General features: G+C 60.6%; 11 protein-coding genes. 3 read left to right on the top strand and 8 right to left on the bottom strand.

Features of this window, described 5'->3' with window-relative positions; all coding sequences use genetic code 11:
• Positions 1 to 94: 94 nt before the first annotated feature.
• Positions 95 to 553 (bottom strand): phage tail protein, encoded by a 459-nt coding sequence (locus AC1RT4_RS05170; protein WP_493084028.1) that lies wholly within the window; start codon positions 551 to 553, stop codon positions 95 to 97.
• Positions 554 to 932: 379 nt separating this feature from the next.
• Between AC1RT4_RS05170 and AC1RT4_RS05165 the strand changes: the two genes are divergently transcribed.
• Genes AC1RT4_RS05165 through AC1RT4_RS05155 form a run of 3 tightly spaced genes read left to right on the top strand, consistent with a single transcriptional unit; the run spans position 933 to position 13,083 of the window.
• A complete protein-coding gene (locus AC1RT4_RS05165) occupies positions 933 to 2,918 on the top strand; it encodes a peptidoglycan-binding protein (protein WP_493084026.1) in 1,986 nt (661 codons plus the stop codon).
• A complete protein-coding gene (locus tag AC1RT4_RS05160; protein ID WP_493084024.1) occupies positions 2,915 to 9,058 on the top strand; it encodes a hypothetical protein in 6,144 nt (2,047 codons plus the stop codon). Before AC1RT4_RS05165 ends, AC1RT4_RS05160 begins: the two co-directional genes overlap by 4 nt.
• A complete protein-coding gene (locus AC1RT4_RS05155; RefSeq protein WP_493084022.1) occupies positions 9,055 to 13,083 on the top strand; it encodes a hypothetical protein in 4,029 nt (1,342 codons plus the stop codon). Before AC1RT4_RS05160 ends, AC1RT4_RS05155 begins: the two co-directional genes overlap by 4 nt.
• Before the next feature lie 682 nt (positions 13,084 to 13,765).
• On the opposite strand, the gene AC1RT4_RS05150 is transcribed toward AC1RT4_RS05155, so the two are convergent.
• From AC1RT4_RS05150 to AC1RT4_RS05120, 7 genes are all read right to left on the bottom strand, one after another.
• Positions 13,766 to 14,281 carry a cupin domain-containing protein gene (locus AC1RT4_RS05150; RefSeq protein WP_493084020.1) on the bottom strand — a complete coding sequence of 172 codons (516 nt, stop codon included), beginning with the start codon at positions 14,279 to 14,281 and terminating at the stop codon, positions 13,766 to 13,768.
• A 221-nt stretch (positions 14,282 to 14,502) separates the two neighbouring features.
• Complete coding sequence (locus AC1RT4_RS05145) at positions 14,503 to 15,378, bottom strand: SDR family oxidoreductase (RefSeq protein ID WP_493084018.1); 876 nt, start codon at positions 15,376 to 15,378, stop codon at positions 14,503 to 14,505.
• Positions 15,379 to 15,403: 25 nt separating this feature from the next.
• Entirely contained in the window at positions 15,404 to 16,552 is a 1,149-nt protein-coding gene (locus AC1RT4_RS05140) for an acetyl-CoA C-acetyltransferase (protein WP_493084015.1), read from the bottom strand.
• A 24-nt stretch (positions 16,553 to 16,576) separates the two neighbouring features.
• Entirely contained in the window at positions 16,577 to 17,632 is a 1,056-nt protein-coding gene (locus AC1RT4_RS05135) for an acyl-CoA dehydrogenase family protein (RefSeq protein WP_493084013.1), read from the bottom strand.
• Positions 17,633 to 17,642: 10 nt separating this feature from the next.
• Positions 17,643 to 18,809 (bottom strand): acyl-CoA dehydrogenase family protein, encoded by a 1,167-nt coding sequence (locus AC1RT4_RS05130; RefSeq protein WP_007951376.1) that lies wholly within the window; start codon positions 18,807 to 18,809, stop codon positions 17,643 to 17,645.
• Positions 18,810 to 18,819: 10 nt separating this feature from the next.
• Positions 18,820 to 19,575: an enoyl-CoA hydratase family protein gene (locus AC1RT4_RS05125; RefSeq protein WP_179694925.1), complete on the bottom strand. Its 756-nt coding sequence runs from the start codon at positions 19,573 to 19,575 to the stop codon at positions 18,820 to 18,822.
• A gap of 11 nt (positions 19,576 to 19,586) precedes the next feature.
• A complete protein-coding gene (locus AC1RT4_RS05120; protein WP_493084010.1) occupies positions 19,587 to 20,654 on the bottom strand; it encodes an NAD(P)H-dependent flavin oxidoreductase in 1,068 nt (355 codons plus the stop codon).
• Between the last annotated feature and the right edge of the window lies 1 nt (position 20,655).

Genomic DNA, 20,655 nt, shown 5'->3' with positions numbered 1-20,655 from the left:
TCGGAGTTCAGTTCGTAGCCCGCTCAAGTCGCAGGCGTTAGGTTTTGTATGCTTTAAATAGCTTGTCGGGCACGATGTAGACACCGCCTAGTGCTCAAGAAAAAGCTACATACAGCTTGTTCCTAGTCTGAGCCACAGACTCGTGCAACGTCCCTTCTTGGTACTGCTTCCAGGCCTTGGCGCCCAAGACGACGCAGACGTCCTGGTAGTGATCTTGCCCTTTACTGGCCCCCCAGTTCTGCGAGTAGCACCCGTATTTGTAGTGCTGCTCGTAGAACAGCTTGACGACGCCATGGTCACCATGCAGCTGATCAGCCAGCTCCTGGGTGTCAACGATGACGATCTCGCTGGCATAGTCCGGCAGATTGAAGCGGGTATTGCCGTTGCCACCATTGCAGGTGCCGATGGCCGCGAACAGTGTCGTGTAGTCTGAAATCTGCAACTCGCTGTCGTCATAAATGGACCACCCCATTTCGTTGAGCTGATTGTTGCCGAGGTTGCCGGTATAAGGCAGAACAGCGCCGACCGGAACGGAAATATCCTTGCTCTGCATAGGTTGCTTCTTTAGTGGGGACGGCAACTGCCATCCGTTGCGTTAACGCGGGCCGGTGGAAGTAAGCGTTCCTATGGCTGCGCTTGAAAGCGGTGTTTTCGGTACAGGCAAACTGGGTGAAAAGGCTATGCAGCCTTCGCGGCGTTGGGTGAAGAAGGCCAGCCTTGCACGGGTAATGGCACTTGGATATTACTGGAATTGGGTATAAATCACCTTGGCGACGATTGCGTTGAGGGCAACCGCCTGAGGCGCTGAATTACGTTTCAATGTCATTGGTGGCCAATTGCCAATGGTCTGCTATACCTTCCGAAGCTTTCGTATGCCGTCAATCGTTCGGCCGGGTGCTGAACCGGTCGCGAAGGTCCAGGGAGGAATCGATATGGCAGCGGTTCTGGCACGTGGTGTACGCGGTGATCTTGTCGAGCAACTGCAAGCGGCATTGACCAAAATCCAGGTTCCCGGGCCTGACGGAAAACCCGGGCCAGCGCTTTCCAGGGTCGATGGAGACTACGGTCGATCCACGCAGCTAGCGGTACAGAAAGTCCAGTCCCAACTGGCGCTCCCCATCACCGGAACCGTCGATCAGGCACTCTGGAAAATCATCACTCGCACAGAATGGCCCGGTAGTTTCGAGCGGCACCTCGGGCTGCTGGCGGCGTTTGAAGGGCACGGGTACACCAAGGCGGCCGGGAATTGGGACAAGGCCGGGATCACCTGGGGCGTTATCGGATTTACCTTGATCACCCATGACAAGGTCAATGACAAGCCTGTGCTGAAGTTCGGTCCACTTCGGGAACTGCTGAAAGAGGCATTCACCAAATCCGGGCCGACGCTGATTTCAGCCTTTGGAGAGGAACGCGCGAAGACCCTTAAGTCGATACTCGATGCCACGCCTGAGGATCTTTACCAATTCGCCGTCCAGGTCTCGGATGGCAAGCAGGACCATGCGCTGCTGCCCGAGTGGCAGAAAGCCTTTGCGCAGTTGGGCCAGGACCCCGCGATCCGCGAGTTGCAGCGTGAGTTCGCGAGGCGGCTTTACTACGAGCCTGCGCTCAAGGAGGCCATGGAGTTCGGCGAGGAGTTCGACATGGCGTCCGAGCGCACCGTGCAGTTGTTCTTCGACATCCAGGTGAACAATGGCGGGCTCGGGCGCAAGCAGGAAAGGCCAAACGTCAAGGCGGCCCTGAAGGCGTTGCCGGCAAAGGCGACGCTGACCGAAAAACTGAACGCCATCACGCAAGTCCTCGCGAAGTCGCGGCCCCGCTTCGCCAAGGACATCCTCGAACGCAAGGGCACGATTTCCAACGGCTTCGGCCGTGTCCACGGCAAGGATTACCGCCTGGACGGGTGGGGAATCGAAATTGATGCGGCGCCTGTTGCGGTACCCGAGCCACCTGTGCCATCCCCAACTCCGTCACCGCCTGCCAAACCTCTCAGGATTTACCTGGGCATGCTCAGTCTCGAGCCGGTACAGCAGGCCGAGCAGATCGATCTCGTTGTCAGCGCCAAGAACCTGGGATGGATCGAGCCAGGTGTCGAGCTTCTGGAAAGCGGCGTCTGGCCCGGCGGGAATGAGATCGAGGTGGTGAACGCCAGGAAGGTGAAGTCACTCAGTCTCAGGGGGCTGCTCGCAGACCGAGGCAAGACCTGGATCGGCCCCAAGGGTGATGCACTGCTCCACGGGATCAATCTCATGTTTCGCGAGCCCGTCGGGATACTGGCGGTGATGGGGCAATCGACGCCTTTGCCCGGGGATGTTCCGACAGACCATCTGCTGGTGGGACGTGAAGATCGTCACTACATCGGGCTGAACCTCCGGAAAACCGATGAGTTGCACCTGGTACGCCAGCGAACGCGAGGGAAAACCCGGGAAGAGTCATTGCTCGACATTACCGAAATCCGACCGCAGTTGGCCGAGTGCCGGATATTGATGCTCTACGCGGGGTTCGGGGTTCCTGGCAATGCCTTGCCGGGCAGTGGCGTGCGCTGGCGCGAGTGGCTAGCGCCGTTCAAGGCCTCGCCGATCGTGCTCGGCTGGTTCGGTAATGTCCGCTTGCCCCGCGATGCCGCGCGGCAGGTGGTTGCCAGCGACTTCCTCACGCGCATTGTCGCGCTCCAGCCCGGGGCCGATTTTCACACACTCTGCGCCAACCACCCCGATGCCATCGTCCAGAAATGGGGTGAGGCCTGCCATGACGCATTCCATGCCGGTGCCCAGAAGTACTTGTGGCGGGACCAACCCATCGAGGCGCTGGGCCTGAGCCTCAGTGGTGCTGCGGCGATCGGCCAGGATGGCCGTGTCTGGCACGCCAACCCCATGTACGGGGCCACCGGCGAGGCGGCCATGAAGGTGGTGACCCTATGAAAATCAAGACGCCGAGGCCGGATCAATACATCGAACTGTCGGGGAAGGATCTCGTCGAGGGAAAGGGTGAGGAGTTCAATGCAACGGCGTTCGACCAGTTGGATATCGTTGTTGGCAAGACCCATATCCGCTGGCGCCTGGATCCTCGTACGCCCACGGGTGCCGGTGACGCGCCTGGCTTCGGGCGTGTATCCACGGCTCGAGGCTCGTTCCCCCCAAAATCCGAGACCATACCCAAGAACGGGCACCTCAAGCTTGAATTCCACGTCAGTTCGCCGCTGAGTCCGCGGGAAAGGGGGATCTGGGTCCGCCTGTGGTTGAAGGTCGTCGACGGTAACCTGCAATTCGTACACATGCCGACCGAGTCAGGCGGGACTTACATTGCCGACGCCTCCGACCTGGAGAAGGGCCTCAGCAAGTGGTTCTCCGATGAACGCTACCGCTGGGTCGTCGACCAGCAGCGCCAGCCGAGTCGTGGCAATGCCTTGTTGTGTGCAACTGTCGCGGGCCAACCAGGGCGCGAGAACCTGGTGCATATCGATGCCAGCCTCAAGGCACAGAATCCAAACCACTATTCGTTGGCCTTCGTCCTTGTTAGGGCGTTCGACCAAGACATCTACAACGTTTGCACTGAATTGCTGCTCGACTCCTCGTTCATTTCTGCGGCCCAGGTCAGCGGCTATGCCTTGCGACTGGACTTCGCCGAACGGGCTAGCGCGCCGCTGGTGGCGAATGGTCTGAGACTGCTCTGTATACCCGGGACGAAACACCAGGGCTGGTGGCTGGAATGGTCGAAGATCCCTGGCGGCCGGGGGCTGCGACCGGCCGAAACGCTGACACTCGAATCCATCACCCAAGGATTGCTTGAAGGCCACGCACTGGGTCTTGCGACAACCCGCTCACGTAACCGCCTGAGTCTGGTCCCGACCTGGATCAGCAGCGATTCTGCGGACGATCACGTCACGCTCGTCTTCCGGCTGCTGGCGGATGCACAGCAGAAGCTGACCGATACCCGCCTGGAGTCGATCCAGCTGACGCAGCGGACAAACATTGCACTCCACTGTGGTGGAGCACTCGACATCGACGGCCAGCCCCTGGTGCTCCGTGGGTGGGCTGAGCAAGCCCCGTCGAAACTCGATCCGCTGCTGTCCTGGACACTTCGCAACGACGACGTTACTCAGCCGCCCTACAGGCTGGGGATAGGTTCCGTCCTGCTGTCAATGGCTTCATTCAAAGGGGGGAGCCTGACGCTCAGTATCGCAGACGAGGGTGCGGCTTACCGCCGTGCACCACTTGAAAGCGTGCTGGAACTCGAATTCGACAAGGCCAATTACACGGCGCTGAGCATGGACCCGGAGCTGGGGTTTGAAACCCTCTCCGACGCGGTCGAGCGCAAACGGCCCTGGGCTTTCGACCTGGAGCCAGCCGAGTCCTGCAAACTCACTATCGAAGAGCGTGCAAACCAGCAGCAAAGTCGGTTATTGCGCATTGCACTCCAGCTTGATGCGGTCAAAGAACACAAGATCGATGTCATTCTGGTCGATCCTGGCCCGCTGACGGTGGCGCGTGTTCAGTCGTTGGAACGGCCAAAAGGCGACGAGATCCTCGCCGAGTACCTGGATGACGCCGATCAGGCACCCGAGTGGCGGTTCTACTCGACCCGGGGCGAGATGACGGTGATCTTGCCGCCACAGGGCATTGGCGAGGAGATGATCAAGGGCTACCTGCACCTGGACCGCGACGACCCGGCCAACCCGAATAACAGGATCAGAACGCGCGTGCCCGGCGAAAACGAGTTGTTCGACTTCCGTCTCACGCCACCGGCCGTTCTGCGGCTGGACCGAACCGATGTCGACATGGCTCGCTCCGAAGCACCCTGGTCGCTGCGGCGTCTGCTGGCGCGGCGACTGGGAGCGGTCGGCGTCAAGCTGGAATCGGCGGATTTCGAGTTGCTGTATGGCCTGGCTGCGCATCTGGAGACCGAGGGGCTACGTATTGCCGAACTCGATGGATTCATCGGCCGCGTTCCGTTCCCGGACGAGCTTCAAGTCGTGCCGCGTGGCGGCGATGCTTCTGTTAAACAGCTATATGCAGAAAGGGTCAGGCACTGGTTGAGCGGCCTTTGGGCGCGACCCTCCTGGTGGCGTGTCTACCGGGACATTGCCCAGCGCGGGCGGGTTCTGGTCGATCAAGGACTCTCCTACAGATTGCGCGCTACACGTGATACCGCGCATCCGTTCGACATTGGACATCGCCACGACTACACCACGACCGCGCGCGAGCCTTTGCGTGGAGGTGTGGACTGGCCATTCCAGTCCCGCAATATCTATGAAGAACTGCGTGCCAAGCCGTTCTCCAGTGCCGCTTCGATCGAGGGCCTGGTATTCGGCACCCTGGGTGGCGAGGGAACACAGACGGCGGCCTTCAACAACGGCAAGACACTGATCATCACCAACACCCGCCAGGGACGACTCGACTCCTTCACCCTGATTCGCGTTGGCCGTATCGCGATGCTGTGGAACAAGGCCCGCCATGTGATCGTTTACGAACGAACGACCCGCTGCGCACCGCGATACACGGGAGAGTGTCCTCCGGGCCAGCAGGACACCCTCGAAGCACAACCGGAGTTCGCCGGCATTGCAGCTTTGCGCAAGGTGCGCGAATACGTCGAGATCACCGAGCCGCGACGGCTGTACCCCGACCACAAAACGACCCTGCCCAGCGGCGGACCGCTGGTGCAGAGCGTTTTCGGCAGTATCCAGATTCCGGTGCGGTCCGATTGGGGGCAGGACATCCCCGACGGTTTCATCATCTCGCTGCGTGGCCCGATACCCGCCGGCCGTGAGCTGGAATTCCCGGATCCCCATGCATTTCTCGATCTGGCGCGTGCGCCTGGAAAGGGCGAGGGCGCCATTGCCCACCGTATCAACAGCACGGAACGCCTGGTTTTCTTCAGCAGCACCCGGGACCAGGACGGCGGCGACACCGACGCATGGCCAGCCTGGCCGGATGTCGATTTTCCTCTGCTGAAACGTCCTCGCTCCCCGGATTTGCCTTTTAACAGCAGCTTCCAGGGACGTATCCGGCAGCCTGATGCCGCTGCGATTGAACTGGGCATGGCCAGGTTCACCTTCACCCTCGACCCTGCCGAGGAGGCGGTTGACCTGATGCACGGGCGTAACGTGCCTGGCCTCGAGGCCAAGGTCACCAACATCAACCTGGCCCGAGGCCTGCCGAAGGACGAGCGCAAGCAGACACTCGAGGTCGAGACGATCGCCGAGCCTTTCGGCAATGTCCAGGCACAACTGGTCGATGGGCTCGCCGAGTTGCGTGCGGTGTTGCGTGAGCGGGTTGCGGCGGGGGAAAACCCATCGCTGGACAAGGAACCCCAGCTCAAGGAGGACGTCAGCAAGCTCCTTCAACGATTGCGTGCGGCGGTAAGCGACGTCCCGCAGCCAACGTCTGGCAACACACGCGGGTGGCTGGAACAACAGAGTGAACGCAATCGCCAGTACATCAATGCCATCAAGGGCGTTGACAGCAACGTGGGCGATGCGGTTCGCCTCGGCCAGCAGATGGAAGTCCTTGCAAGCAGGGTGTTGGGCAATGCTGTGGTCCAGGACCTCGAGCCGGCGCGCAATCAGGCGAGCGCCATCGTCGATACGATCAGCCAGCAGGCCAGGCAACGGGTGGGTGAGGTCGGGTTTGTGCCGCAACAGGCGTTGGCAGCGGTGCGCCGCCTGCTCGAGTCGCTGAAGGACGGTTTTGAAACCCGCCTCTCGCGCCTGGTGGGCGACTTGATGCTCGAAATCCAGCGCATCGAAAAGGCCTACGAGGTCGATCCCGATAATGCCGCTGACCTGGACGCCCGGTGGCGCATGACGTTTGCCGGCCTGCCTGTTCAACTGCGCCATCTTGTCGAGGTACTGGATCAACTCGCCGATGGCGCCCTGGGTGAATGGTTCTCACGTGTCAGCAGCAATCCCACGGTCTATAAGCGCCTTGGCGAGAGCATCGCAAGCCAGCTTGATGCAGCCATCGATTGGCTCGATCGCTGGAACGACAGCCTGCCTCCGTTCGATGTCGTGCCCCCCGACTTCGAAGCTATGCAGAGCACGCTATCTTCGAGCATTGGCAAGTCGTTCGCCGCATCCCTGGTGAGCTCGGCTTCTGAGCCGTTCAAGAAGATGTGGGAGCAAATGGCGGGCGTCACGGAGATCACGAAAGCGGCCGTTGCAGACATTGATGCCTGGGCGAAGGGTCTGGAGAAGAAGATACAGGGCGCACTGTCGGTAGACGATTTGCGCGATGCACTGCTAGCCGGGGCAAACGGGTTGATCGGTGAGCTTGGTAGGGTGGCAGAAAAAGTAAGCACAGACCTGTTGGCCGAGTTTAACCAATTGTCCTTCGGCGACCTTCAAGGCTCCATGGATGTCTTGAAAGACTTCAAATGTGAGACCAGTGACGCGCTACAAGCGATAGAAAATCAACTGTCCGGCACCTTGGGCGATCTTGAGCGGGCAGTCCGGGAACAGGCGGAAACCGTTCAAGACTACGTCCAGGCTGGCGGCCGGCAACTGGAAGACTGGGCCCGTACCTCACTGGGCCCCGAGGTCGAGATCGCCAGGCAGAATCTGGACGCGGGCCTGGAGACCCTGCGCATGCTGGCGCAGGGACCCGTCACCGAGGCACTGCAAACCAGCCGCGAGCTGGTCGGCTATTACTTCGAACAGGCAAACCAGACTCTGGGCCTCACACGCGCCAGTGCCTATTTCAACCACCTCGGGCAAGACATGCTTAACTCGCTGAGTGCGAGCATGCCGTTCGACCGCATTCGCGATCGTCTGCTGCCAAAAATCGGCGGCCTGGCGATCCGCGACCTGTTCCCCGATTTCTGCGGGATAAAGCTCACTTATTTCCTCCCTGACCTCGACGTCCCGCTGGACGGCTCCTACGAGTTCGAATGGATCAAGCTGCAGCATGGCTTTGACAAAGACAGGCTGCGTGCCTGGGCCAAGGTGTCGATCAATAAACAGTTCGACGAGCCTGCCACACTGTTCGACCTGGGCCCGGTCAAGCTGCGCCTGATCAATCCACACTTCATTGCTGACAGCGACCTCAGCGTGGCGAAGGACGGCACACGCTGGCAGCGTACGGCTGCTGCGCTCAATGCCGATTTCCAGCTGTCGCTGAACGACAAGCCGATGGTGACGCTGCGTGAGGCCAGCCTCAACTTCAACGAGCAGGGCGAGCTCAAGTTCGACTTCGATGGCGAGAAACTGGAGCTGGCGCCTGAGCTGCAGTTCATCACCGACGCATTGAAGGCCATGATGCCGAAGATGGAGGGTGCAACGATTACTCCATTGCTGCCCTCCGGAGTGAGCGCAAGCCTGAGCCTGCCACTTCCCGACATCGGCACCGGCGCTTTCACGCTGACCGGCATCACGCTCAACACGCACCTGGACCTGCTTATCGGCGATGGCTTCGAGATCAGCACCGGTCTCTGGCTAAGCAAACCGGACCGCCCCTTTGCCCTCGCCGTGCTGTTCCTTGGCGGCGGAGGCTGGTTCGGAATCGACGCGTCGTACAAGCCACCATCACGCTTTGTTACCCGGGTCTCGGTGGGCGTCTCGGCGGGGGCTTTCGTCGCGGTCAATTTCGGCTTCGCCCAGGGAAGCGCCGGCATTCTCTTTACCGGCGGGGTGGATTTCTACCGGGATTGGCAAAGCGGCACCGGAAGTTCCGCCCTGTCTGTTGGCATCCTCGTCTGGGGCGAGTTTTCCGTGATGGGTATCGCTTCGGCATCGGTTCGACTGACGCTACGCATCACCTACGACGGCGGTGGAATGACCGGCAAGGGAACCTTCAACGTGAGCATCCGCATTTGCTGGTGCTACACGCTGCGGGTCTCCCGCCAGGCGCAGAAGGTCTTTTCCGGTTCGGGCACCAACAATGACTCCGGCACTCGGGGTAACAGCAACCGTGCTTTGAACAGGCGGTTATCCGACGTCACGTCCGCCGGACCTGGCGCAACCGGTTTGGTAGATGCACCTGATTACGGCGTGCTGGCTGCCACCGATATGGCGGGCGCCGTTAACGACTACTTTGAAACCCTGGCCGTGTACAGGAGCGAACCATGAATTCTCTGAATCTGGGCTTGACCCTGTCAATCGTCGGCCCCCGGCAGGATCTTCTGGAAAAACCGAAATGGCTGATGGCACTGCGCGTCTCCATTGGCTCGAACTCAACGGACGACTCACTCCTGGACTGGATCGTATCAACACTGCCGTGGGAGGTATGGCCCGACGCACTTCCCGAAGTCGTCATCGTCGATGAGAGCGGCCAGGAAATCATGCGCTGCATTCCAGAGGCGCCGATGTCAGACGAGACGCCCTTCCTGTTGTCTCTCAAGGCGGCTGTACGCGATCGCGGTATGGATCTGGCCAAGAAGAAGCGCCTGATATTTACCTTCGATGGCAAGGATCAGGAGTTCAACGACACCGGTGACCAGCAGCCGGTGTCATGGCCCGGGCTGATGATGACCTTGAACACTCTCGCCCAACCGACTCCGTCGGCACTCAAGTGCACGTGGTTCTTCTACGTCGACAGGGATCGAGTGGCGACTCAGGACGGCGAGGGCACTTGGCAATTGAAGGCGATTTCTGCTGCTCCAGCGAGCGTAAAAGGCGCGAGCTACTCAGGTACCAAGGTCACGGACGACTCAACGGTGCACGTCCATTCCTACGATATCGGTGGCATCCAGGCGTACTGTAAGTTGCTGGCCCTCAATGATGAGCTGGCTACCGAGCTGGACGAGCTCGACAACTATTGGCTGAGCATCCGCGACAGCCGTGACCACTCGCTGCTGGACTTGGCCACGCGGCTTGAAACGGCACTGGATCCTCAGTCGATTCTGAGCGCCCTGAACATCGAAGAATTGACCCGCGCCTGTCTATCCAGCGGCGCGGACCAGCCTCCCAGAGCTGCGACCGTCAACGAAACCAAGGACGCTCTGACACGCTGGAAAAAGCGGGCCACGGAACTGGTCGATTGGGTGCCGAACCAGCGTCGAAGGATTATCAGCGAGGCTCTGGTCGATCCGCTCAACTGGGAGGACATCATTCGTCAACGGTATCTGGAGGAGGTGAAGGCGACCTTGTCGACCCTGAAGGAGGCCCAGTCCAAGGACATTTTCACGGAGATCCCGGAGGATGCCATGCCAGGCTTAGTGATCCAGCTGCGCGATCGACTCTTGCCTGGATTCGGCGAGCGCGACCCCGCACCCTGCCGGCCAGGCGAGGGCATCGAGCTGGTACTGGGCGACGAGCTCATGCGTCTGCGAGCGGAATTCCAGCTGACGGGCAAGCCATCGGTCCATGCGGTGGACAGCGTTGCCGCAATCCAGTTGTTCGGACGTCGCAGCTCCGACGTTGCTCAGCTCAATGCTCCGCGTAACGCCTCGACCGCTGGCTGGCATGCGTTGAGTGGCGGGCGATACGCAGTGAAGGCCATCGATGCTGATGCCGATAAAGCCGATTGGAGTCATTCGTCTGACCGGGTGCTCGGTGTGACCGCCGGCTACGTCGATCAAGTGTTGTGCCGGGAGCTGACCTACAGCGGTGCCAATCTGGTCTGCGAGAACCCGATGCAACGCGTGCACCGGGAGCGTCTGGAGAAGGATCCGGCTGAAGATGACGGGTTCGGCCTGATGCAATTGAACAGATTCGCCAGCCCGACCTGGGAACTGCGAGCCCTGCCGCTGCGCTATGGTGACCACTATGAGTTCGCGGCGAGCGTGATCGACCGGGCGGGAGGCCAGGCGGCCGAGCTGTGCAAGGCCACCGAGCCCTGGGAATTCGATCCGACCAGTATCGCTCGTCTCTCGCCGCCACAAAGGTGCGGTGTGCACTTTCTTCGGCGGGTCCCGGTCGGGAATTGCAACATCCTGCCGCCTGAACACGGTTGGCCGCAGACACCCGCCGACGTATGGCTCCGCTGCCTGGAGGAGGCTCCGCCTTCACCTGAATATGGCGCGCAGCCTACCTCGGTCTTGCTGGTGCCGTCCGCGCCAGGCGTATTTCACAGGAAAAGCAGTCGTGATAACGCGAGCGAATGGCCGTCCTCGGTGTCCTTCGCCGTGGAAGCACCGCGTCTGGACGAGCACACGCTGCTGCGTTGGAACATGCCTGCGACGACCCTGGGGCCAGATGATCAGAAAGCCGCTGTGACGGCGCTGAAGGAAGCGTTGACCGAGATCTACCGAGTCCGGGACAGGTTGCTTGCCACTGACGCCACGCTCAATGCTCCCGGTGGCGGATTTCCATTTGATCCTGCGGTGACGGCGCTGGGCGTCAGCTATCACTTCGACAGCGGTACCAAAGGCCGTCACATCATCCAGGACCGGGGTATGAGCATCACGCTCGAATGTGGCGAGACAGACGAGCTGCAGCTCAAGCAGACGACCCCAAACCAACTGCTTGTGGTTATCGCACCGGGCAGCCATGTGCGGCTCGGACTGGTCCCGCTGATTGCGCCGGATGACTTCAAGCGCATGGACGAACAAGCGTTGAGCGGGCTACTCGATCCCGATCCCTGGCGTGCGGAAGACGGCACTGCGTACCGGGCATTCGCCGAAAGTGTCATTTTCGCAGAAAGCGCAAGCCGGGATCTCCCGGCACTGAACGTCGACCATCTGACAGTCAAGGAGGATGACGCCGGCAATGTCGAGGTCCGCTACGCCTTTTCGGCACTGGACGCTCTCCAGCAGGGTCATTTGCGACATGTCCACCAGATGCGGATCTCCTGCCAGCGCTGGGTCTGGCGCAACTTGCCGGTGCCTGCGAAAGACCTTCCGTCATCACCTTCCGAGCAGCGTCGACGGCTGGCGAGCGGTCCACCACCGGAAATCGTCGACCCGGCGGCCAGGGATGCAGCCAGCTCTGAACTCGTCAGCTACTTTGATGAACTGGCCGGGCTTGACCAGGGCTTTGTGCGGCGTGAGGAGGTGATCCTTCGGTTCCCGCGGCAGCGCAGCGACAACATCGCTCTGCACATCGACCGGCGCGACGGCATCACGGCTGCCGATTACCTGCGCTATCACCTCACACTGAGTTCCCGCTATCAGGGTGTGCTGGCGGAAAAAGAGGGCAAGTCGATTGGCCCGCGGCGCATTGCCATGGCATTCCGTGGCAATGCCGCGCAGATCAAACCGCCCAGGGTGCTGGCGGTATTGCCGCTGGTTCGAGGGATGAGCGACAGTCCTCGCAAGACTGGACGCAACGAGGGTTCTGCCTTCCTGGTCATTCTCGATGAGCCCTGGTTCAGGGAGTACGGCATGGGCGAGCGTCTGCGGGCGAGGGTGGCACATGTCAAAGCAGAGGTCAGCGATCAGACCGAACCTGCCGAGCTTCGCTTCGGTCCGTTGCCGGACCACAGCGTAGAACCTCTCAAGAGTCCGGAGCTCAAGCGGTTGTTGGCTGAAGATCTCGACTGTTTCGGCCCATTCGGTTTCTCTCTCGACAGGGGAAGCAGCCAGGCGATGGCGAATGCGACCGGGTTCGTGGTCTACCCCCCGGAGGGGACGCCCGCGCACTACAACCTTTTCGTGGAGTTCAGTCGCTTGCTGGATATACCGTCCGGGACGCAAAAGGATGGCAAGGTAACAGTGCCGCTCGCCAGTGCAATCAGCGATGCAATCCCCCTCTACACCTTGCCTGACAGTGATGACCTCAACCCGCAGGACGGCCCGCTGCTCATCACCACGTCAGCCGCAGGGAACATCTCTTTCGAGGCCAGTCAAGTGGCCACGGCACCTTTTGCGGGTGCGAGTGGCAGCGTCCTGCTTCAGTACCGGTATCTATTGATCGTCGGCAGGTTCGTGCGCGATGGTGGGCGGGCGGTAGACGTCTTCCTACCGGAAGACGGCCTATGGATGGAGGGTGGGGATCTTCGGTTGTTGGGGGAGGGGGCGCGGGAAATCAGTGGTTGCACTGCCGGGGTAATTGCCGAGGTACTGTTGAATGGTCGCCCTGGTGAGCATGATCCTTTGGGGCGCGCCACTGACTTGCGGTGTTTTTTCAAGATGATGTTCGACGGCACTGATAATGATTCACCGGGGATGATTCGCAGGTTCTCGAAGGTATTTGATCTCAAGTTTTGGGGTTGATAACGGGTGACACACCAGGAAAGGTACTGCTTCAGCAACTGCAAGTATTGGTCACGGGTGCGCGGATCGATCTGAGGAAAAGGTGCTGTTGCAGCTGTGCCAATTCGGGCGATCAGATTATCGGCTTGACGGCCGCTTTGAAGCCAAATGGCATAACCGTCCAGCACAGCCAGAATCGCCTCAAAGTGGCAGGCCAATATGGCCTCATCGATATCCAGGTCTCGGCTTTCGGCATAGCTGTAGAAAGCCTGAATCGCGCGCAGATGTGCCGCCGCCGTGTTGTAAGCGCGGTGCCTGAGTTTGAGTTGAACGTAGATGAACGGAATGAGTATGGGCAACGGCGCTGCGTGACCAGCTTGCACCAGCAACGGTATCCGCTGACCTGAAGAGAACCGGCACTGAATCAGCTTCATCGGCAGCCACCTCAGTTAAGGATTAGCCATGAACACGGAGTACATGGCCCGTTAACAGAGTGGACGTCAGAAGCAGGTTTGTCGAATCAGTGTCTTATGAGCCTCATGAACATTTCTAACATGGCATCTGGTTTAACATAATATACATTACACGTAACAAAGTATTACGGAGTCAGCCCGGTTGCGCACACCATTTCAATCTCCTGCGTGGCTCTGATACGACCTGATCCTTGAGGCCTGCGGATCGCTCCATTTGAAATGTGCTGCGCTCAATCCTCGTCACGCGTCAGCTTTTCAATCAGCACTCGATGCTGCGGATAATGCGCCGTGAGTTTCTGCCGATTCCCCATTTCCATATCCGCGAAATCAAACCCTGGCGAAACCGCTTCGCTGATCAAACCAAATCCGTTCTCGCCATCCAGCAGTCTGGATGCTTTCCAGATTCCGCCCGGTACGTGCAATTGCAGTTGTTGACCGGCCAGAACATCGCTGCCCATCACCAGCGTCTGCAGCGAGCCGTCGGCATGAATCAGGCTGTACTCGATGGCGTCGCCCAGGTGGAAATAATGCAGGATGTCCGATTGGTTGAAATGAAACTGGCCAACCGGTGAATCTTCGGTCAACAGGTAGTAAATCGACGTCATCAGATAACGCGGCCCGCCGGTGGTTTCGAGCATGTCGCGGTGGTCTGCCTGATAGGTTCTGCGAAAGAATCCGCCTTCGACGTGAGGTTCAAGATCCAGTGATGCGATAAGGTTTGACGCTGTAATCGGGGATGGATTCATGACCTGCTCTCCAGCGATTTTCAATACAGAGTGTAATAACTCGACTAAACGGTCATTTAGTGTAGTTAACCTAAAATAGCAGCACAATCGAAGACGTTAGCCTCATTTGGAAACAGCATCATTCCTTTAAAAAACCGGCGGCATGAATAACCTCGCAGAGATGCAACCCAGCTGCATGCACAACGATAGCAGCTCAAATCAGCCTTCCTGCCGCCCCAATCTCAGCTCCCATAAACCTTCGCAGCCGGCACCACCCGATCCATCAACTGCGCCACCGCATCGCCAACTTCACCCACGGCCCAGCGGCCTTGCCGGTCCAGTTCCGGCCCGCGACGCCAGCCATCGGCAATCGACAACTTGCCGCCTTCCACTTCAAACATCTGCCCGTTCACCGCCGCGGATTCCTGCGAACCCAGCCACACCACCAATGGCGCGACGTTCTCCGGCGCAAAGTAGTCGAACCCCTCCTCCGGTTTTTTCATGACGTCGGCAAACACTCCCTCGGTCATGCCCGTACGTGCCGCCGGGGCCAGGGCGTTGACGGTAATCCCGTAACGCCCGAGTTCCGCCGCTTGCACCAGTGTCAGCGCGGCGATCCCAGCCTTGGCTGCCGCGTAGTTGGACTGACCGATAGACCCCTGCAAACCGGCACCGGAGCTGGTGTTGATGATCCGCGCACTCACGGGCTGCCCACCCTTGACCTGCTCACGCCAGTAACGCGCGGCATGACTGGAAATGCAGAAATGCCCTTTGAGGTGCACGGCCATCACCGCATCCCAATCAGATTCGCTAAGGCTTGTGAACATCCGATCACGACAGATGCCGGCGTTGTTGACCACTACATCCAGCCCACCAAAAGTCTCAATCGCCTGGCGCACGATCAACGCCGCATCGTCATAGCGGGTGATGTCATTACTGTTGGCCACCGCCATGCCGCCCTGCGACTCGATGGCATCCACCACCGCCAGTGCGGCCTCGCGGTTGATGTCGTTGACCAGCACTTTCGCGCCCTCGGCGGCGAATGCCAGCGCATACGCCCTCCCCAGCCCTCCCCCGGCACCGGTGATGATCACGACGCGGTTTTTACAGATCTGCATGGTCCTGCTCCCTTCAAAACTTCATTCACAAACGTTCGATGATCGTCACGTTGGCCTGACCGCCGCCTTCGCACATGGTCTGTAAACCAAAGCGGCCACCGCTACGTTCCAGTTCATGCAACAGGCTGCACATCAAGCGCGTTCCGGTGGCGCCCAACGGGTGACCGAGGGCAATCGCGCCGCCGTTGACGTTGGTCTGCTCGTGGGGATAGCCGGTCTCTTTCAACCAGGCTATGGCGACGGAGGCAAAGGCTTCGTTGATCTCGACCCGATCAATGTCTTCCAGCTTCATGCCCGCTCGTTTCAGTGCGTAAGCAGTGGCCGGAATCGGCGCAGTGAGCATCCAGATCGGATCTTCGGCACGTACGCTGAGGTGATGGATTCGCGCACGCGGCGTAAGCCCGTAGCGTTTGAGCGCCGCTTCGGAAACGATCAGCATCGCGCTCGCCGCATCGCAGGTCTGACTGGACACCGCCGCCGTCACCCGGTCACAGCCAAACAGAAACTCCAGTTCAGCCATTTTCTCGAGACTGGTGTGGCGCGGCGTTTCGTCGTGAACAACGTCGGCCAGGGGCACGATTTCCCGCAGGAAGCGGCCCTGTTCGATGGCCCGCAATGCCCGCTGATGGGACTCCAGCGAATACGCTTCCAGCTGCTGGCGAGACAATCCCCACTTTTCGGCAATCATCTGCGCCGAACGAAACTGGGTCGGCGGTTGCGCGCCGTAGCGCCGTACCCAGCCTTCGGAGCCGCTGAACGGGTCACTGAAGCCCAAAGGCTCGGCCGCGATCATCGCCGAAGAAATCGGGATCTGCGTCATGGTCTGCACACCACCGGCGATGACCACGTCCTGGGTGCCGCTCATCACCGCTTGCGCGGCAAAGTGCACCGCTTGCTGGGATGAACCGCACTGGCGATCAATCGTGGTGCCGGGGACGGATTGCGACAACCCGGCAGCCAGCCAACTGGTGCGCGCAATGTCCCCGGCCAGCGGGCCGATCGTATCCACGCAGCCAAAGATCACGTCGTCGTAATCCTCATCGGGGATGCCATTGCGTTCGACCAGCGCACGCAACACGTGGGCGCCCAGATCGGCCGCGTGAATATGGCTCAAACCACCCTTGCGCCGCCCGGTGGGCGTGCGCAGGGCGTCGACAATATAAGCTTCAGGCATGATTTTTCTCGGTAAGTGGTGCCGTCAGAACGTCTGGCCGGCGCCCAGTGCAAAACGTCCGTCGAACAAGGCTGTGCGGATCCGCTCTTTGTGAGCGCCCCGATCGCCCCAGACCTTGTCCAGCGCCCAGGCGCGTTTCATGAACAGATGCAGATCGACTTCCCACGTGTAGCCCATGGCACCGTGGGCCTGAATGGTGTTTTTTGCGGCAAGCATGGCGGCTTCCGAGGTCGCCAGTTTCGCGTGGGAAACCAGCACCGAGCGGTTCGGCTGCTGCTCGGCGACGGCATAGGCCGCGCGATACAACGGCCCCTTGGCGAACTCGATCTGCACCGCGACATTGGCCATCAGATGCTTGACCGCCTGAAACGAGCCCACCGGTTTGCCGAACTGTTTGCGCTCGAAGGTGTAATCCACCGCCAGATCGACCATGCGTTTGGCCAGCCCCAACAACTGCGCTGCACTGGCCAGCGCGCCACGATCAACCGCATCCGCCCACAGACGCTGCCCTTGTTCGCCGGAAGCCACGCACGTGGCGGGAGACGGTGTCCACGAAACTTGAAACAACTGCCGAGCCGGATCGACCGACACATTGCGGGTCAACTGCACCGCACCCGGTTCAACCGCATGCACCTCATCGCCATGGGCCAGCAACAGCAGATCGGCGACATGCGCATCGCTGACCAGCGGATTGCCCGGTTCGGCGACTGCAAGTCGCGCACTGCCTTCCGCGATACGTCCGAGCCAGTCCTGCTTGAGTGCCGCATGGCGATCATCCAGAGCAGCCAGCAATGGCACGCCGATCAGCATCGTCTCCACCAACGGCTCGGGCAGTCCGGCATACCCGCACTCCTGAGCGAGCAGCACAAAATCCAGCTCGTTCATGCCCATCCCGCCATACGCTTCGGGAACGGTCAGCGCGGTCAGCCCCAGCTCGACCAATTGCGCCCAGAGCTCATCGCTGCGCCCGCTCTCGGTCTGCCAGAGTTCGCGAATGCGCTCCGGCGTCACCTCGTTGATCAGAAAATGCCTGACGTTGTCCTGGAACAGCAGTTGGTCGCGGCTGAAATTAAAGTCCATGGTCTCTTCCTCAAGCACGCGGCATGCCGAGCATGCGTTCGGCAATGATGTTGCGCTGGATCTCGTTGGTGCCGGCGTAGATCGGCCCGGCCTGGGCAAACAGAAAACCTTCCAGCCAATGGCCGACATCGCCCGCCGCCGGCGCCTCGGGCAGCAACTCGCCACGCAGGCCGAGAATGCTCATGGCGGTGTCGTGCATGCGCTGATCGAGTTCCGACCAGAAGATTTTGTTGGTCGAGGATTCCGGCCCGATCTTGCCGCCCTGCACCAGTTGCGAGGCGGTGCGGTAGGTGTTGAGGGTGTAAGCCTCGGCGTCCAGCCAGGCGCGCATCACCGCCTCGCCAATCGCCGGATCACGGTCGGCCTGCTCGCGATTGGCCTGATACAACTGCACCAGACGCCGGGCGGTTTCCTGAAAGCGTGCGGGTGAACGCAGCAGCAAGCCGCGCTCGAAACCGGCGGTGGACATAGCCACATGCCAGCCCATGCCCTCGCCGCCCAGCGCGTTTTCCACCGGGACCTTGACGTCGTCGAAGAAGATTTCGGCGAACCCGGGCAAACCGTTGAGCTGAGGAATCGGCCGCACCGTGATCCCCGGCGTATCCAGCGGCAGAAGAATGAACGTCAGGCCATGATGACGCTGCGAGTTCGGGTCGGTGCGGAAGATCCCGAACACCCAGTCGGCCCAAACGGCGCGGGTCGACCAGGTCTTCTGGCCGTTGATGACGTAGTGATCGCCAACCCGCTCGGCTCGCGAACGGATCGCCGCCATGTCGGAGCCCGCCCCCGGCTCGGACCAGGCCTGCGCCCAGATATCTTCACCAGTGGCCATGCGCGGCAGAAAACGCGCTTTCTGGGCCTCGCTGCCGTACTCCATCAGCGTCGGGCCGAGCAGGAAGATCCCGTTCTGGTTGACCCGTGCCGGGGCTTCGGCACGATAGTACTCCTCCTCGAAAATCAGCCACTCGATCAAGTCGCAACCGCGCCCGCCCAGCTCGACCGGCCAGGTGACCATGCCCCAGCGCCCGTCGTTGAGGCGGTTTTCCCAGGCCCGGTGTTGAGCAAAACCTTGTTCGGTGTCGAATGATTGCAGCGGCTCGCGAGGCACGTTGGCCGTCAGCCACGCCCGTGCTTCGGCGCGAAAGGCCTGTTGGGCCGGGGTATAGGTCAGATCCATGAGAGAGCCTTCAGCCGTTGAAGTGAGCATCACGTTTCTCGATGAACGAGTCGCGTGCTTCCTGTGAATCCAGTGAGCGATAGGCTTCAAGCGTGAAGCCCTGCTCCCAGCGATACTTGTCTTCCAGATTGCCGTCCTCGATGCCGTTCAGCGCTTCCTTGGCGAGGCTGATCATGGCCGGGCTCTTGGCGGCGATGGTGCGAGCGATCTGCAACGCGGCTTCGCGCAAGTCTTCGCGCTTGACCACGCGTTCCACCGCCCCGAGGCGCCAGGCTTCCGCCGCATTGATGGCTTCACCGGTGAAATACATGTGCCGGACTTTCTGCACCGGAAACAGACGCTGCAAATGCGCGCCACCGCCCATGGCGCCACGGTCGACTTCGGGCACGCCGAAGGTGGCGCACTCGGAGGCCACGACAATGTCGGCAGCGCCGCACAGACCAATGCCACCGCCGAGCACGAAACCGTGCACCGCCACGATCACCGGCTTCGGATTACGGTGAATGGCCTTGAAGCTGTCGTAGTTGCCCTTGTTGACCGCCACGATCAGGTTGCCGTCGGCGGCCAGTTCTTTGATGTCGACCCCGGCGCAGAAGCCGCGACCTTCGGCGCGAATCACGATGACCCGCACCCGGTTGTCGGTTCCCAGGCCTTCGATTTCACGGGCGATATCGGCCCAGGTACGGCAATTGAAGGCGTTGACCGGCGGCTGGTTGAACACCAGTTCGGCAATGCCGTTATCGATACTGACGCTGAATGGCTGCATGTTTTTTCCTTTCACGACACGCGACGGCAGAGTTCGTCCAGACGCAACTCGGCGTCACGAACGATCTGCTCGATCAATTGGGCACAGCTGGGCAGGCTGTCGATGGAGGCCGCGACTTGCCCCGAAGGCAACACGCCTTCGGCCGGCAGCCCGTCGACCATGGCTTTCTGAATCACCATCGGCGCATTGGCGGCCATGATGCTTTGCGCGGCAGTCAGGTCTCCGCTGCTGCGCATCTTCAGTGCACTGGAAAGCAACTGACTCAAGCTCATGCCGCTAAGGCGGCGGTAAGCCAGACCACTGCGCACCGCCAGCAACCAGCGTTTGAACACGCCGCTGGTTTCCAGTTGGTCGAGCAGTTCGTTGCGGATCATGCGTTGCGGCATGCCGTCGATGGCGCGGCTGACGATGATCGCTGCCGGGTCCTTGATCGCCAGGTAACGCGCCAGGGTCTGCGCCGGCACCGGGCTTTCGGCACACATCAGAAACCGCGTGCCCATGGCAATGCCTTCGGCGCCATAAGCCAGGGCCGACACCAGTCCCCTGCCGTCCTTGAAACCGCCGGCCGCGACCACCGGAACCGACACCGCGTTGACCACCTGATCGAGCAACAACGACGTCGGCACCGAACCGGTATGCCCCCCGCCCTCGCCGCCCTGTACGGTCACGGCATCAGCGCCCATTTCCACGGCTTTCTGCGCGTGCTTAAGCGCGCCAACCGTGGGAATGCACACGACACCGGCATTCTTCAGGCGCTGGATCATCTGTTTGCCGGGTGAGCGGCTGTAACTGACCGCCCGCACATTGTGGCGCAGCACCAACTCGACGATGTCGTCGGCGTTGGGCTGGTACATATGGAAATTGACCCCGAACGGCTGATTGGTCAGGCGCCGGGTTTCGAGGATCGCGGCTTCCATGTGCTGCGGCTCGATGGTCGCGCCGGCGAGAAAACCGAAGGCGCCGGCATTGCTCGTGGCCGCGACCAGTTTCGGGTCAGCCACCCAGCCCATCGCGGTCTGAATGATCGGATAACGGCAACCGAGCAACTCGGTCAGCCGGGTATTCAATGAGATCGCCATG

Source organism: Pseudomonas sp. GW821-FHT11D10 (assembly GCF_058808435.1).
Note: the sequence above shows the minus strand (reverse complement) of the source record. Positions and strands in the feature narration are given on the sequence as shown.